Source organism: Pseudovibrio flavus, assembly GCF_009711345.1.
GTDB lineage: Bacteria > Pseudomonadota > Alphaproteobacteria > Rhizobiales > Stappiaceae > Pseudovibrio > Pseudovibrio flavus.
This window is the reverse complement of record NZ_SMMA01000066.1, coordinates 486,484-501,253: the sequence shown is the minus strand read 5'-3', so window position 1 is coordinate 501,253 and position 14,770 is coordinate 486,484. Positions and strand designations below refer to the sequence as shown.

Here is a 14,770-nt window from a genome sequence, read left to right as displayed (position 1 = left end):
GGTTGTTAGGTTGTTGCTTTGGTGCGATTAGGACGAATTGCTACAAACCAACAAAGACCACCTGCACCAGTAAGAAAAACAAAAATCCCAGATGCTGCAAAGAAGGGAAGAGACAGCGCTCCCCAGTCAGCCAAAAGTGCTCCAATGGGCGGAGCAATTAACCTTGCTGCATTAACTAGGGCCTCACCAAAGGAGGTCACTCTTCCGACCATTTGGGATGGTGTATTCTTCAGTAGTAAAGCGCTGTAGGGGACACTAGAAAGTGTGATTGCCATCCCAAAGCAAAACCACATTATAAGCTGGTGGTTGATAGCAATCTCGAATGGTAAGAGCGGCAGAAACCCCGCTACAAACGAGCCAAACGCACCATAAAGCAGACTTCCAATCAAAACGCTATAAGAACCAAATCGCTCACATAGCGGACCAGCTACAACGGCACCCAAAAGCCCGCCCAAGCCCAAAGCTCCAAACACAATCCCTACTTGCTTATCTTCAACGCCAATTTGGGAGAGCAGTAGCAAGAGTAAGCTGTCATATAAAAAAATGGCAAACATTGCTCCGCTAAATAACGTGACAGGCACAAGCAAAGCGCTGCTTCGGCTTATATAGACAAAGCCTTCTTTTAACTCCGCCCAAGCGTTGTTTTTATTAGGGGGCTTTCCATCTTCTGGGGCAACTTCATCCTCGCGAGATGGCACGCTTCTCAGTGAAAGCGAAAACAAAAACGAAACACCGAACATTCCCGCGGCTAGCAAAAACACCATGTGGGGAGACCATATGGCAAGGAGCGAACCACCAAGTACAGGCGCAATCACCTTCGCGCTCTGTATGATGGACTGGTCTATACCCACCGCTTTCACCAACAACTTCTCGGGCACTATTGCTTTCAAAAGAGATTGCTGGGCAGGAACATAAAGGGCGGAAACGCTAGATTTTAAGAACACAAAAGCTAGTAGCGCATAGATATTTGTTGCGAAGTAAAACATTCCCAAAAGTAGAAACGCCCGAACAAATAAAGACGCAACGAGTACCGGAGCAGCGCCGACCCTATCGACCAAAGTGCCAGCTGGAAGCGCGAACAATACTCGCGGCAAACCAGCAGCCATGGTGATTGCGGCTAGGGCATAAGGCCCCTGCGCCCAGCCATAAGCCGCCAATACAAGCAGCGCTACAAAGTCCAGCCAATCGGCAAGGGCTGATGGCACCAACATTGCGATAAATTTTTGAAAGCGGCTATTTCCGACAAGTTGACGTGTATCGTCCTTTAAAAGCTGTTTCACCGCTTCCCCCCCAAGCAATGCAAAAACGACCGCCCCTGCCTGCTTTTGTTTCAGCTAAGGTTTCGCTTTTGTCAGTTTCGTAATGTTACACGTACTTTCTTCCTTGGGAACATCTAACTGAGCGTCTACAGAGCACTAGGGCTCCAATTAGGGCCGGCTGCATCAAGAAAAGAGCACTATTTGCGTTCCATGACTAACAAAACCCCGCCTCGATTCATTGGGGATTACACCTAGAGGCTATCTTGCTCCCTGCACACAACTCCTCGTAGATTCAAACCAGCCAAAACCGAGGGGTTCTCGCGTACGGGCGCAAAACGGGGGAATGGATCCAATGTCTACCTCAGATAAAGGACCGGACGTGGGCCAACGTATCAAGCCGCCAGTAGATCTGGCGCAAAAAGCCCGTCCCATGACATTTGGAAGAGCACAAACGTTTGATCCTGTCCGCGCGGCCGAACAAGCTCTTGAAGCACTCTCCGTTCAGTTCTCTGACTGGATTGAGAACGAGCGCGTAACCCTGACAAATGCTTGGCATTTGGCCCGCGAAAGAGCCCAAACACCAGAAAGCTACGCCGATCTATATCGTCACGCTCATGACCTCAAAGGGCAAGCAGCAACGCTTGGCTATCCGCTTGTTGGGCGCGTGGCAGATAATCTCACCCAGCTTATCGAGGCGTGCAACGCTGCTGGACAATATCCTAAAGCCCTGATTGGCCAACACGTTGATGCTATCTACGCAATGGTGAAGGAAGAGGCCAAGGACGAGACAAGCCCTATTGGTCTAATGCTTGCCGAGCGACTTGAAGATGCTTCTCGCCCGCTTATAGAAGCCCATCAAGGCCGCTAAAAAGAAAGCACTTGAAGCAGGAGCTGCTTAAGCAGCCTCTGCCATCATAAGAACAACGCGTTCTTTCGCGCTCTGCCTTGCGCACTCATGTGAAAGGCGAATGAGCAGGTCTTGCAAGTCGCCAAGAGCAGAAACGCCCAGCTCCTGCTGCATTTCCAGAAGCTCTCCAACAACAATGCGTGCCTTTTCCCAGTGGCCGATATCAAGATCGCCAGCCATATTCCAACTATCCAGCGCACCGCTAAACAGTCGCTGTACACGCTCTGGGATACCGGCCTTGCCTAGCAACGCGGTGAATGAAGAAGAATAAGGAGAAGCGAGCAGCCGCTCCACCCGCTCCTGCGACAAACCACTCAAGCGTTGGAGAGACATTTCTATAAAGCGGAGATGCCCGCAGCAAACAGCGCGGAGCAAGAGAAGGCTAGTGAGATTGCCATCCGCGACGAGCTGCTCGATCAGCTCCTTCAAATCGTTTTCGCTAGCGTCACTCGCAAAGCGCAGTGTTGCGCGGTCTTGCGCATCCTGCACCATATGCTCCGGATCTTGAGAGTGCATATCCAGCTTGACCAGCGGATGATCCCGCAAGCTCTCCGCATACTGCCGCACCAAGCGGTGACGAACAGCAAGCGGAACGCCCTCACGCTCTAGCAGCGCCTGCTGCAAGCTGGAGCAGGAACCGAAACGCTCGATAAGGCGGAAATAGCTACCCTTCAAAATCTTTGCGCTCTGGTTTCGCAAAAGCTTCACGCAGGCATCGAGCGGTGCGACTTCACAAATAGCAGCAGAAAGAGAGGCGGAGATATCGGGCCGCTGTGCGATCGCGCCGGCGCGCGCCACATTTCCAGTTGCTGCGATGTCGATTAACTCGCCTTCAGAGATGGCTAAGGTATTGCGCAATAAAGGAAGAGCAACACGGTCTTCGTCGCATAACAAGCCACTGATGATGTGGGCTGGCGCGCCATCTGCCCGCGAGAAGATCTTCGCTAGCTCCTCCCGCACAGCCACGCTGCTATCTTCCAGCATGAACGTCAACGTTGCTTCGGCTTCACTACGATCCTCATCGCTCAGCTCAGAGAACAAATAGGCCCGAGCAAGCGCGGATGCAGCCTGAACCCGGCTTCCCTCCGGTGCCTCTTGAAACCAACTCAGCACACTGCGGAAAATCATTTTGCCCCCACAAACGCAATACAGCCACCGAACACTTCGATTTATTATTAAGTATTTTTGTTAATGAAACGTTCACCGAGATAAGGGGATTTCCGTTTTGATTTCAAGGAAGTGACGCTTCAAGACTAACCTGCCTTTTCGTCATCATCCTCATTCAAGAAGGCCATAAGGTCCATGGGCGCCCCAATAGGCGCAGGCTGTGGCATGGGAACATCTCGGGGCGACGGAGCAGGAATGCTAGGCACTTCCTGAAGAGCAAAAACACCGCGTGTTGCTTCGCTTACAGCCTCTTGTTTTTGTATGAGGGCCGCACTCTCGCCATTGCGAAACAGTAGTTCAAAGGGCTTATCCCTATGATCTTCCATGGTATTCCACGCCATTAGAATGCGCGAGTGCGCAACGTCCTTTGCGGGCGTATCACCTTGAGGCTGCGGCTTGCTAATCGGAACACTGGTAGCAACTTGAGTTTGCGCAGGCTCGTCAAAAGCTCCTGTCAGGCGGGCATAAACATCCGTAACGCTGCGCGCTTGCCCGTTAGAAGCAAAGAAGATGCTTTTGTTAGCAGCAGCCTGACTTGGAAAAATGGAAGCTGCTTCAAGATCAGGCGTATTGGCAACCGCACCAAGCAACCGCATACTCCCACTGGCACCAAGAAAGTGCGCGAGATAAAGCTCGCCTTGAGATGGCTCGCGCCCAAGTTCTGTAGAGAGAATTCTGGAATTGCTGTTCGTCAGCGCTCCAGCAAGCAAACCCGATATTTCCGGATCGGTACGAAGATCAAGAATTTGCTGCTTTAACAGAGGGTTATCGACGGTATAACCACCATCGCTCTGGCGTCGAATATGGCGGGAATAGTCCTCCAGCCCGAGAGACTTACCGTTATTGTGTAGCGTCTCCAGCCATGTACTTTCGATAAACTGGAACAACCCTTGGGCGGAAGAGGTCTTGGCTTTTGCTGTCGGCTCAAGAGAAGATTCCTTGGTCGCCGTCTGCACGAGATAGCTGAACGAGGTGCCTGTAACCTCGCTCGCAGCGCGAAACGCCTGCTCTACTCTTTGTGCAATGGAAGCGTCCCCCGAGACCTTCACGATACCCTCTCAAAAACAAACGCAGAAAAAGACGTAAAACTAACTAGTTAATATCACTTAATATACATTAATAAAAGGTTAACGATCAAAGCTTTCGCTTTGCCATAAGAGTTATGCTATCTACCTGAAATAACGTGATGGTAGCTCGAATTCCAAGGTTGGACCATGCGCTGTTTGCAAATACCACCCAATGCACTCGACGCTCTGGAAGGAGCTTTAACCCTCGCACCCGCAGACGTTCTGTTTATTAGCCCAGATCCCAACCTTGCCAAACCACTTCGCTACGGCCCGCAGCAACAGATCTCCAGCTATTCAGCGAGCGGTCAATGTTTCTTGAGCTTGGAAGAAGCAAGCGAAGAGACCATTCGCCAAAGCATTACGCCTTATCTGCACTCGAACATGACGGGCGTTCAAAGCTCGTTCTGTAACCATGGAAAAGATGTCGCCCGCTTGGATACCATCCTATCCGTTCTTGAGGCAGAAGCTGGATTACAAGAGCGCTCTCTCAAAATCATCGTAAAGCTGGGAAGAAGTTCAGCAGCTTTCCTTCAGGCGGAGACGTTCAAGAACGCAAGCCCGCGGCTTGTTGGTCTTAGCTGGTGCGAAACAGCCTTCGCCCAGTGTTTACAGGCCCGCTCTGTTAGAGATGAAGCGGGAAAGCTACTTCCTCCCTTTGCCCAAGCACAGAGCACCTGTCTTTTCGCCGCCCGCAATGCTCAGGTGCTTTGCTACGACAGCCTGCCTCAACCATCCTCTGCAAAGATTGATATTGCCCAGCTCGCTCACTTTTCCAGACTCTATGGATTTAACGGAATGGTGGCCCATTCCCCCGCGCAGTTAAATCTGATCCCGCTCCCATAAGCACATTATTTCAAGCAGTTCATAGCGATTAACTGACACACTGGAGAATTTGTCAGACTAGCAAGTCGCGCCCTCAACACTACGTACTAATACGTTTTTATATGTAATTTCACGTTGCTAACTACGTATTTTACCTACATGATACATACATACAGGTAGAGGGGTAAAACGATGTTAACACAGACTTGCTGCGCTGCTTTATTGAGTGTTTCTTTGACAGCGAATACCATAGATGAAGGTTTTTCCTCCATCGCGTCAGTATTGAAGAGCGATCGCTCGCAGTCTGCTGTAACTCACACTCTCAAGCGCTGCACATCACTTTATACGCTTATGTCTACGCTTCTGCAGCAGCAGGGCGATGCAAACACAGCGACAAGCTACAGCTATGGCGCTCAGGAGCTTTTGCGTCGCACGCTTTCAGCAACTGCAATGCAGCCTCAAGATGAGGTGGTTCAAGACATCATTGCCATGTCCAAGGAATATCGCGCAGACATGCGCCAAGCAATGATCGGCATGGGCGATCAGCTCAGCGAGCTGGTGGTCTCCGATCTGAAAACCTGCGGCGGAATTTTGGCGCAGGCACTACCACAAAGCTAAATGGAGTTTTGACGGAGATCCCCACTCCGCGTCTTCATACCTTCCAAACTTGAGCCCGGTTTTAACTGCAACCGGGCTCTTTTTAGTTTCAGAAAAGTACTTTATGAGCCCGGGCGCTTGAGCGAGAACACCTCGTCCACCGCGCTGTAATCCATATATCCAAGGCGAGCCAACGGCTGTAAAGCCGCTGTCTTCACTCGGCCATCCTCGAGCGCATCATCGCTAATGTAAACGCCCACAACCTGACCGGTGACAAGCCATTGGTTAAGCTCGTTGCCATCAATGTCGCGCAGTTGCTCTACCTTCACAGCTTTACATTCGAGCGCTGCTTTTGCTTCTCCAACGCGAGGGGCAGAGACTAGTTCGGACTGAACAGGAGTGACACCAGCAAGCTCGAATTCTGATACATGGTCCGGCACCGCCGCTGAACTTGCATTCATTGCATCAGAAAGGTCTTTCGTAACGAGGTTACAAACGAACTCGCCAGTCGCCTTAACATTGGCAACGGTGTCTTTGTAGCCGGTTGACGAAAACACCACCATCGGCGGCTCATCACCAATGGCATTGAAATAGCTGTAGGGCGCAAGGTTCAACACACCATCTGCACCAACGGTTGAAATCCAGCCGATTGGCCGCGGCGCGACAAGAGCCTTAAACGGGTTGTACGGCAGCCCGTGGTGTCTGTCTGTTTTATAAAACATGAAAGCCCCTATTCACCCGACCAATACGAGGTAATTTCAGCCACATCCGGACGCGGACGTTCAGTTGGCGTCATAGACGGCGTGCCGATATGGATAAAGCCCGCAAAGCGCTCACCCTCTTTCACTCCGAGCGTGCGACTTGCTTCCTCATCAAATACATACCACTCAGAAATCCACTGAGCCGCAAAACCCATTGCAAGAGCAGCCGATAGCAGGTTCATGCAGGAGGCACCTGCCGACAGCTCCTGCTCCCAAACCGGAACAGTAGAACCGGCGACCGGTGCAGACACCACACCGATAACCAGTGGCGCACGAGTAAAGCGGCCAAATTCGATTTCAAGGTGTTTAGGATCAAGCGTACCTTGGCGGCTCTCCAGTATTTCAACCAGTTTTTCACCGGCTAGACTTCGCGCATCACCGGCAAACACAATAAAGCGCCAAGGAGCGAGCTTTTTGTGGTCAGGCACACGGGATGCAATTTCAAGTAACTGAGAGATTTGCTGCTGATTAGGAGCAGGAAGCTCCATTGTTGCAGCCAAATGCGAACGACGAGTTTTTAGAAATTCTATAACTTCAGGTTTAGGAGGTAGAAATTGAGAAGACATGATTCCCGAGGACCAGCGATTAATACTTATTAATCGAAGCTCTACTGAATAGTAGCCCCTGTCAACTCATTGGCATCCCGCCCCATTCCCGCCATAATTCAGGAAAACCTAAATTTTAAAATGGCGTTTTCGCAAAAACTACTTTTATTCGCCGGTAACACAGGTTAACGTCCTCATCACCATTTGGTGTAAGTTTTTTAGAAACTGTCGTATTTCGGTAACACCTAAAACAGGCATTGATCAGGTTTCACTCGTGGATATTTTTCAGTACCCAGCGGTTAAGACTTATCTGAAAGCTGCAATTTTCGGTGTTTCGCTTAGCGCCGCAGCAACTCTTTCCGGTGCAGCTTTTGCGCAGGCAGGCATTGCCCTTCCTATGGCAAAGCCGGACTTTCCTTTTGCAGCTGATGTATTGGACACAATCGTAACGGGTGAAGCTGAAGCTCCGCTGGTTATTGCGCCGCCTATTAGTTACGACCCACTAAGTGGTTATCAGGGCCTTTCTCTTACGCCAACATTCGGTAGCAACGCGCTTAGCTACGCGCCGGGCATCGCAAGTGATAGCCTGTTTCCGGAAGAAGCAACAAACCTTACAACGCTCTATCTCGTCGCAAAACTTGCTGAAGGCATGCCAAACCTTTCCAAGGGTCTACGCTGGCACGTCTTTGAAGAGTTGACGAACGGCGACCTTAGAGAAGTCAGCAACGTTGAAGATAGCGACGGCGAGTTCCGACTGGAACCGGGTAGCTATCTGGTACACACCGCGTTCGGCAATGTAACCGCAACCACGCGTTACACGCTGAAGTCTGGCATCACCACTGGCACAATTGTCTTGAACGCTGGTGGCATCCGTCTTGATGCTGCGTTCGCCGATGAAATGTCGATGGATAAGAAAGACGTTGCCTTCGACATCTACCAGCTGACTTACGACTCTACCGGCAACCGTACCCGCGTTGCTAGCAATGTTCGCGTTGGCGAGCTTACTCCAGTCGCAGCCGGTACCTATCATATCGTTAGCCGTTACGGTGATGTGAATGCTGTAGTTCGCGCTGAGATTCACGTGCAGGCTGGCAAGATGACTGAAGCCACGCTCTACCACCGCGCAGGCGATGTAACGCTCAAGCTGGTAAGCGGCGAGGACAAAATCTCTCTAGCCAATACCGCGTGGACTGTACTCACACAAAGCGGTGACAAAATCGCGAGCGGTAATGGTGCGTTCCTCGACCTTACTCTGGCAGAAGGCACCTACAAGGTTCTGGCTCAAAACAGCGGGCTAACCTACGAACACTCCTTCTCGGTCACCAATGGCGATAGAGATGTAGAAGTGGAAATTGAAGCGGTTAACCCGCTCTAAGCCAAGAGCAGCAACAAGTTACGAACGCCGGCATTTCACCGGCGTTTTTTATTGCCTGCTATCTGAGTTCGAGCACTCGCTTTTTAACGAACTCTGTCAGAGCTTTGTCATTGCCATAGCGCGCACAAGCATCGGGCGTAATCGGCTCTCCCAAACTCACCTTCATTGTGCGCCCCATTGAACGGCGGAACTCCCAGACGAGTAGCGCAAGGCGAAACGTCATTGATAGCTTGCTCGCAGCCTGAAAAACCCACGAGTTTTGACCATGGAAGCGAACCGGAAGCACGCACGCACCTTCTGAACGAGCGAGCTGAGCCGCAAAAGTGCGCCATGGAAGCTCCTGCGCCACTCCAAATGGCTGCTTGGCAGTTGCAACACCGCCGCCGGGAAAGATGATTATGGTCGTACCTTCCCTCAACAAACGGTGCGCCTCTTCCTTCATCCATGCATTATGTTTCACAGCCTCTTCACTGCGAGAAAACTGCACGGGCAGTGCATAGGGGCGAACCTCCGGTACCTTTAGAAGCTGGTCATTGATCAAAATTCGAAAAGGACGACCGAGCTTTTCCGCCAATGCGAGCACAGCCACTCCATCAGCCAGTCCATAGGGATGATTGGCGATTAAGACGCGAGGTTGCCCTGTCACCTCTGACCGCTCCCAATTAGCACCGCTTATATCGAGGTTTAGGGACAAAGCTTTTAGAAGATCATTCCAGACGAGATGCTTCTTGCCGAACGAGTTCTGCTTCCAGTCATTGTAAACGCTGACCATACGGTCTCTGCCGGTTACTCGCTCAAGAGCACCAATGGTCCGACGCTTAAAGCCGGATTGAACGCTTCCGGCATAGGTTAGTTGCGCAAACTTCAAAAGAGCGCTCCATAAAAACAAACAAATTCAAAAAATAAAATATGGCTCCATTTCATAGCGAATTACTGGTGGCTCTCAATAGCAAAAGGGCCGATCCACCCAAGGACCGGCCCTTTTCAATTTCTAGCGTAAAGCGAAGCTTAACAAGCGTTAGCGCAGATCTGGCGCTGTAGCTTCTTCACACATGGAAGCGATAGCCTCGTCCAGTGTCATAGAAACCTGATTGCGCGAACCAAGACGGCGAATGCTTACGGTACGCTCTTCGGACTCACGCTTACCAACTGCAATAATTGCAGGCACTTTTGCATGAGAGTGTTCACGAACCTTGTAGTTGATCTTCTCGTTGCGAAGATCAAGCTCACCACGAAGGCCAGCCGCTTTGAGAGCTGCATGAACTTCCTTGGCATAGTCGTCCGCATCAGAAGTGATCGCTGCAACAACAAACTGCTGCGGCGCCATCCAAAGCGGGAAGTGACCTGCAAAGTTCTCGATAAGGATCCCGAGGAAGCGCTCCAAGGAACCACAGATCGCGCGGTGAACCATAACTGGCTGCTTCTTCTCGCCGTCGCTATCGACATAGAACGCACCAAAGCGCTCTGGCAGGTTGAAGTCTACCTGAGTGGTGCCGCACTGCCATTCACGGCCAATCGCGTCGCGCAGAGTGTACTCAAACTTAGGACCGTAGAAAGCGCCCTCGCCTTCCAGAATACCGGTCTTGATGCGACCACCAGAGTTCTCTTCGATCTGCTTGAGAACTTCGGTCATCACTTCTTCAGCATGATCCCAAACCGCGTCAGAACCTACGCGCTTTTCAGGGCGGGTAGAGAGTTTTACGACGATCTCTTCAAAGCCGAAGTCCTTGTAAACAGACAGGATGAGGTCGTTGATCTTGTGACATTCCGCAGCCAGCTGATCTTCAGTACAGAAGATGTGCGCATCGTCCTGAGTAAACGCGCGCACGCGCATCAGGCCGTGCAGAGCGCCAGATGGCTCGTAGCGAGACACAGCACCGAACTCAGCCATACGCAAAGGAAGATCGCGGTAAGACTTGAGGCCGTGCTTGAAGATCTGAACGTGACCCGGACAGTTCATCGGCTTGATAGCAAACACGCGATGATCTTCGGTTTCGGTCACGAACATGTTTTCGTGGTACCACTCCCAGTGACCGGAGGTCTCCCAGAGAGATTTATCGAGGATCTGAGGCGCATTCACTTCCTGATAATCATCAGCAAGACGACGACGCATGTAGTTGGTCAGGTTCTGGAACAGCTGCCAGCCTTTGTGGTGCCAGAATACAACGCCCGGACCTTCTTCCTGGAAGTGGTAGAGGTCCATTTCGCGGCCGAGCTTACGGTGGTCGCGCTTTTCAGCTTCTTCCAGCATATGCAGGTAGGCTTTGAGGTCAGCTTCGTTAGACCAGGCAGTACCGTAAATGCGGGTCAGCATTTCGTTGTTGGAGTCACCACGCCAGTAAGCGCCAGCAACTTTCATGAGTTTGAAAGCCTGACCAATCTGACCGGTAGAAACAAGGTGCGGACCACGGCAAAGGTCGAGCCATTCGCCCTGACGGTAGATCTTTACGGTCTGGTCAGCAGGAATTGCGTCGATCAGCTCTACTTTGTAGTGCTCACCCTGCTCTGCAAAGTGTGCTTTCGCCTGATCGCGGCTCCAGATTTCCTTGGTGAACTTCTCGTTACGCTCGATAAGCTGGCGCATCTTCTTTTCGATCGCAGCAATATCTTCGGTGCTAAATGGCACATCGCGTTTAAAGTCGTAGTAGAAGCCGTTTTCGATAACAGGACCGATTGTTACCTGAGTACCTGGCCACAACTCCTGCACAGCTTCTGCCATAACGTGCGCCGCATCGTGACGGATAAGCTCCAGAGCACGAGGGTCTTCACGGTTGATGAACTCGATGCTGGCGTTTTCCTCGATAGGATCGGACAGATCACGCAGCTCTCCGTTAAGAGCCATTGCAAGGGTTTTTTTCTGAAGAGATTTTGAAATGCCACCGACGACATCAGCGCCAGTCGTTCCCTTGGCGAATTCACGAACAGAATTATCAGGGAAAGTCAGTTGGATCATAGCAATTCTCCAGCTCACTCCTGCAGACAAGGCAGGTAAGCGGTTAGTGTGAATGTTGGCCCCTGCTCTACAAAATTTTCGAGCCAAGGTCCAGCCATCCAGCCATTTTCCGCTGATTTTGTAAGAACTGGAGATTTTTCAGGTTGCGCACACTACAACATCACTAAAGCCAAGGCATTAGAGCACTTGCGCCGCATCACTTCTGGACGGTTACAGCCTAGACGAACTCGGCGATCGCGCCGTCTTTGCGGAAGAAGTGCGTAACTTTGAAATACTCGCAAACAAGCTTCATATCGGGCGCGTAGGTACCCTCGCGCTCGAAGAACGCTTTATGGCTGTCCTGCCAGTATTCAAGGCTAAGGTCACCCTCACCTTCCATCACAGCCCAAACCTCGTCAATCTCGTCAAAGCGACGAATATCTACACTGAGGTTTTCGATGATGCAGATTTCCAGACCGCGGCCATCAGTGATGATGTACTGGTCACCGGCTTTGGGCAAAGGCTCGCCGCCCTGTTCATAGGACGCATAGGAAGCGCAGGTCGCTGTCTTGGAACCGTTGAGCACAAGACGCAAAAGCTCATCCGCAAGCTCTGGGCTATCACCGAAGGAATAGGAAGGAAGATCATGGAGAGATTTTGACATCAGGACCTCGTGGTCGAACTGATTGTTATCTTACACCTAAAAGGGAAGATGGTGGAGGAGGTTGGATTCGAACCAACGTAGGCTTAGCCAACGGATTTACAGTCCGTCCCCTTTAGCCACTCGGGCACTCCTCCGAAACGATGCTTAACGCGTTTCGTCTGTGCAGCGGTATATGCTGGTTCAGAGCTTCAATGTCAACGCACTTTAAAAAAAATCCCACTGGAAACATTGGATAACTTTTCCATACACAGGCTTTCTAGGCTGTGCCTCCATTCTGCCAGAAACCTTAAGTTATAGTCTCAACTATAGTGACGCAGCGTCAGTACTTATAAACACCTAAACACTATAAATAGCCAAGAGACCGTACGGCGTCCTGCCCCCTGACTAAGGCTCTCCGTACAAAAAAGAAAAATAAAGAGGTCGGAAAATGAAACACTCCCGCGCGGTGCTAACCCTAACCCTCGCTGCAACCATGCTAGGCGCGCCACTGGCCGCAAGCTCTGCATTTGCACAGGACGTTCTTGGAAAAACGCTCACTCACGTTTGGACAGCCACAAAAGAAAGCGCAGAGAGCGCTGAAAAGCGCGTCGAGACCCTTTATTGCGATGGCAAGACACTCGTTTGGAACGACATCTCGGATCTAGACAAAGTCGTGAGCGGTAAATCTGACTACAAGAAGACCCAGATCACACCTGAAATTCTGCAGGTTTCATGGAAAGGCAAGAACGGGGACAAAGACGCGGGTTACGTTTGGACCTACGACTTCAAGAATAACAAGTTCTACGGCGTGATTGTTGATGAAGAAAGCCCGGACACCAATATCGTTGAAGGGGAATTCCAGACCGTTAGCGGCGTAACCCCTTCCCCAGGCCATGAAGGTTGTGACGGCTAATACGTCCTTTTAATCCGCAGGCACGCGGTTATCAGTCCAGATCCAGCCGCGTGCTTTTATCGATGTGATCCCTGCCCCATTGCCCGTAACGCCATGGCATGTACCAGCGTGCTTTTTCTGGCAGTGTCTCAGGTACAGGGTCGAAACCACTTGCTCCCCATGGTCCGCAGCGCATAAGGCGCGCAAGTCCAACCCAGCCTCCACGCCAAAAGCCGTAGCGACGCATAGCTTCTGCTGTGTAGTAAGAGCATGTCGGCGCATAGCGACATCCACGTCCAGCAAATAGAGACAGAGAGTGCTGGTAAACCCAAATGAGCGCGATACCAACACGCGCCCCGAGCGTTACTCGCCCTAGGGGCTGAGTACTAGCCGCCTTTACCTGCGAGGAATTAAGATAACAATTCAAGCACATCGGCTTTATTCAACAAGCTCGCCGCGATCTTGGGACGCTGAAATCTGACTAATGGCATCTACAACGGCATCAAATGCAAGCATGGTGGATGCATGGCGGGCTTTGTAGTCACGCACTGGCTCTAAAAATGCCAGATCGGCAAAGCGCCCCGTTGGCACTGGGCCATTGTCTTTCAGCATTGATTTAAGCTGAGACTGCGCCAGTTCCAACTCATCGATGCTAGCACCGATTACAGAGCGGCCAAGAATGGAAGCGGAGGCCTGCCCAAGCGCACAAGCTTTCACATCCTGCGCAAATTCTGCAACCTTTCCCTCATTCAAAACAACATCAACGCTGACGGTAGAACCACAAAGGCGCGAATGAGCCTTAGCACTGGCCTGCGGTTTTTCCAGATGCCCAAGATGGGGAATATTTCCGGCGTATTCCAGTATCTTGGTGTTGTAAATATCGTCTAACATTGATCCCTCTTGTTACGGGAAGGGCCTTTATTCTGCCGGGGAACTACCATATATAGCTCCCAGTGATAGAGTTTATGTAAGCCAACCATGGCTCCATAACAAGCGTTCATACCCGCAAAGCCCTGATCCCGCTTGATCGGTGCTTCGTAAACCATCAGCCCCCCAAAAGTGGGTATCTGGCGGTAACCGGGTTGTAACCTGCCGCACTATAATGAAATAATCAGAGCCAATAAGGCTTGGCCGCGTTTTGTTGGAGTTTTTAAATATGGACGCAGTCCTCAGAACAATTGGTGACTCAACGCCCCAGACTTCGTTGGACCAGCAGTCTACTCAACGCCCGACGCGCGAGGAAGCTGAAGCGGCAGCCCGCACACTGGTTATGTGGACGGGTGACGATATTGAAAGAGAGGGTCTGGTTGAAACGCCGAAGCGAATGGTCAAGGCGTTTGAAGATCTCTTCTCCGGCTATCGTGAAGACCCGCGCGAACATCTAGAGCGGACCTTTGAAGAGGTCGGCGGCTACGATGATATCGTTCTACTTCGCGATATCGCCTTCACTTCCTTCTGTGAACATCACGTTCTGCCGTTCACTGGTAAGGCTCATATTGCCTACTATCCGGACGGTAAAGTGGTTGGCCTTTCTAAGCTTGCGCGTGTTGTCGATATCTACGCAAAGCGTTTACAGACGCAGGAAAACATGACGGCGCAGGTCATCGACACAATCACAGAAGTGCTTGCACCAAAAGGCGTGGCGTTGATGATTGAGGCCGAGCATATGTGCATGGCGATGCGCGGTATCCAGAAAACCGGCGTGAGCACCATCACAAACCGCTTCACCGGCGTATTTAAAGATCCGGCCGAGCAGGCTCGCTTTATGACCCTTGTTCGCGCCTAAACGATTTTCTCTGCAGT

Annotated in this window: 16 protein-coding genes and 1 tRNA gene; 6 read left to right on the top strand and 11 right to left on the bottom strand. The window is 51.3% G+C overall.

Annotated elements, in window-relative coordinates; translation table 11 throughout:
- Positions 1-5 precede the first annotated feature (5 nt).
- A complete protein-coding gene (locus E1162_RS19245; RefSeq protein WP_155134990.1) occupies positions 6-1,280 on the bottom strand; it encodes an MFS transporter in 1,275 nt (424 codons plus the stop codon).
- Between the two features lie 331 nt (positions 1,281-1,611).
- On the opposite strand from E1162_RS19245, the gene E1162_RS19240 reads away from it, so the two are divergent.
- Entirely contained in the window at positions 1,612-2,127 is a 516-nt protein-coding gene (locus E1162_RS19240) for an Hpt domain-containing protein (protein WP_155134987.1), read from the top strand.
- A gap of 27 nt (positions 2,128-2,154) precedes the next feature.
- Here E1162_RS19240 and E1162_RS19235 read toward each other — a convergent pair whose 3' ends face one another.
- Complete coding sequence (locus E1162_RS19235) at positions 2,155-3,294, bottom strand: DUF2336 domain-containing protein (protein WP_155134984.1); 1,140 nt, start codon at positions 3,292-3,294, stop codon at positions 2,155-2,157.
- Positions 3,295-3,419: 125 nt separating this feature from the next.
- Entirely contained in the window at positions 3,420-4,382 is a 963-nt protein-coding gene (locus tag E1162_RS19230; RefSeq protein ID WP_155134981.1) for a lytic transglycosylase domain-containing protein, read from the bottom strand.
- 165 nt (positions 4,383-4,547) lie between these two features.
- Here E1162_RS19230 and E1162_RS19225 point away from each other — a divergent pair, with 165 nt between their 5' ends.
- Complete coding sequence (locus tag E1162_RS19225) at positions 4,548-5,243, top strand: aldolase/citrate lyase/malate synthase family protein (RefSeq protein WP_155134978.1); 696 nt, start codon at positions 4,548-4,550, stop codon at positions 5,241-5,243.
- 213 nt (positions 5,244-5,456) lie between these two features.
- On the top strand, positions 5,457-5,840 hold the full coding sequence (locus E1162_RS19220; protein WP_155134975.1) for a hypothetical protein: 384 nt from the start codon (positions 5,457-5,459) through the stop codon (positions 5,838-5,840).
- 101 nt (positions 5,841-5,941) lie between these two features.
- Here E1162_RS19220 and E1162_RS19215 read toward each other — a convergent pair whose 3' ends face one another.
- Both E1162_RS19215 and E1162_RS19210 read right to left on the bottom strand, forming a co-directional pair.
- Complete coding sequence (locus E1162_RS19215; protein ID WP_155134972.1) at positions 5,942-6,541, bottom strand: flavin reductase family protein; 600 nt, start codon at positions 6,539-6,541, stop codon at positions 5,942-5,944.
- Positions 6,542-6,549: 8 nt separating this feature from the next.
- Positions 6,550-7,068: a nitroreductase family protein gene (locus E1162_RS19210; RefSeq protein WP_155134969.1), complete on the bottom strand. Its 519-nt coding sequence runs from the start codon at positions 7,066-7,068 to the stop codon at positions 6,550-6,552.
- A gap of 331 nt (positions 7,069-7,399) precedes the next feature.
- Here E1162_RS19210 and E1162_RS19205 point away from each other — a divergent pair, with 331 nt between their 5' ends.
- The gene (locus E1162_RS19205) at positions 7,400-8,500 is read left to right on the top strand and encodes an RgsD C-terminal domain-containing protein (RefSeq protein ID WP_155134966.1); all 1,101 of its coding nucleotides are present in this window, start codon (positions 7,400-7,402) and stop codon (positions 8,498-8,500) included.
- A gap of 58 nt (positions 8,501-8,558) precedes the next feature.
- Here E1162_RS19205 and E1162_RS19200 read toward each other — a convergent pair whose 3' ends face one another.
- The 4 genes from E1162_RS19200 to E1162_RS19185 all read right to left on the bottom strand — a co-directional run bounded on the left by E1162_RS19200 (position 8,559) and on the right by E1162_RS19185 (position 12,230).
- Positions 8,559-9,368 (bottom strand): lysophospholipid acyltransferase family protein, encoded by an 810-nt coding sequence (locus E1162_RS19200; RefSeq protein ID WP_155134964.1) that lies wholly within the window; start codon positions 9,366-9,368, stop codon positions 8,559-8,561.
- Positions 9,369-9,518: 150 nt separating this feature from the next.
- Complete coding sequence (gene thrS, locus E1162_RS19195; protein WP_155134961.1) at positions 9,519-11,453, bottom strand: threonine--tRNA ligase; 1,935 nt, start codon at positions 11,451-11,453, stop codon at positions 9,519-9,521.
- A gap of 217 nt (positions 11,454-11,670) precedes the next feature.
- Positions 11,671-12,096 carry an ASCH domain-containing protein gene (locus E1162_RS19190; RefSeq protein ID WP_155134959.1) on the bottom strand — a complete coding sequence of 142 codons (426 nt, stop codon included), beginning with the start codon at positions 12,094-12,096 and terminating at the stop codon, positions 11,671-11,673.
- 49 nt (positions 12,097-12,145) lie between these two features.
- Positions 12,146-12,230 (bottom strand) — tRNA-Tyr (locus E1162_RS19185).
- 293 nt (positions 12,231-12,523) lie between these two features.
- On the opposite strand from E1162_RS19185, the gene E1162_RS19180 reads away from it, so the two are divergent.
- Positions 12,524-12,988 carry a DUF2147 domain-containing protein gene (locus E1162_RS19180; RefSeq protein WP_155134956.1) on the top strand — a complete coding sequence of 155 codons (465 nt, stop codon included), beginning with the start codon at positions 12,524-12,526 and terminating at the stop codon, positions 12,986-12,988.
- Between the two features lie 31 nt (positions 12,989-13,019).
- Here E1162_RS19180 and yidD read toward each other — a convergent pair whose 3' ends face one another.
- Positions 13,020-13,400 (bottom strand): membrane protein insertion efficiency factor YidD, encoded by a 381-nt coding sequence (gene yidD / locus E1162_RS19175; protein WP_155134953.1) that lies wholly within the window; start codon positions 13,398-13,400, stop codon positions 13,020-13,022.
- Between the two features lie 5 nt (positions 13,401-13,405).
- A complete protein-coding gene (locus E1162_RS19170) occupies positions 13,406-13,858 on the bottom strand; it encodes an iron-sulfur cluster assembly scaffold protein (protein WP_155134949.1) in 453 nt (150 codons plus the stop codon).
- 265 nt (positions 13,859-14,123) lie between these two features.
- Between E1162_RS19170 and folE the strand changes: the two genes are divergently transcribed.
- Positions 14,124-14,753, top strand: coding sequence for a GTP cyclohydrolase I FolE (gene folE / locus E1162_RS19165; RefSeq protein WP_155134946.1), 630 nt, complete (start codon positions 14,124-14,126; stop codon positions 14,751-14,753).
- Positions 14,754-14,770 lie beyond the last annotated feature (17 nt).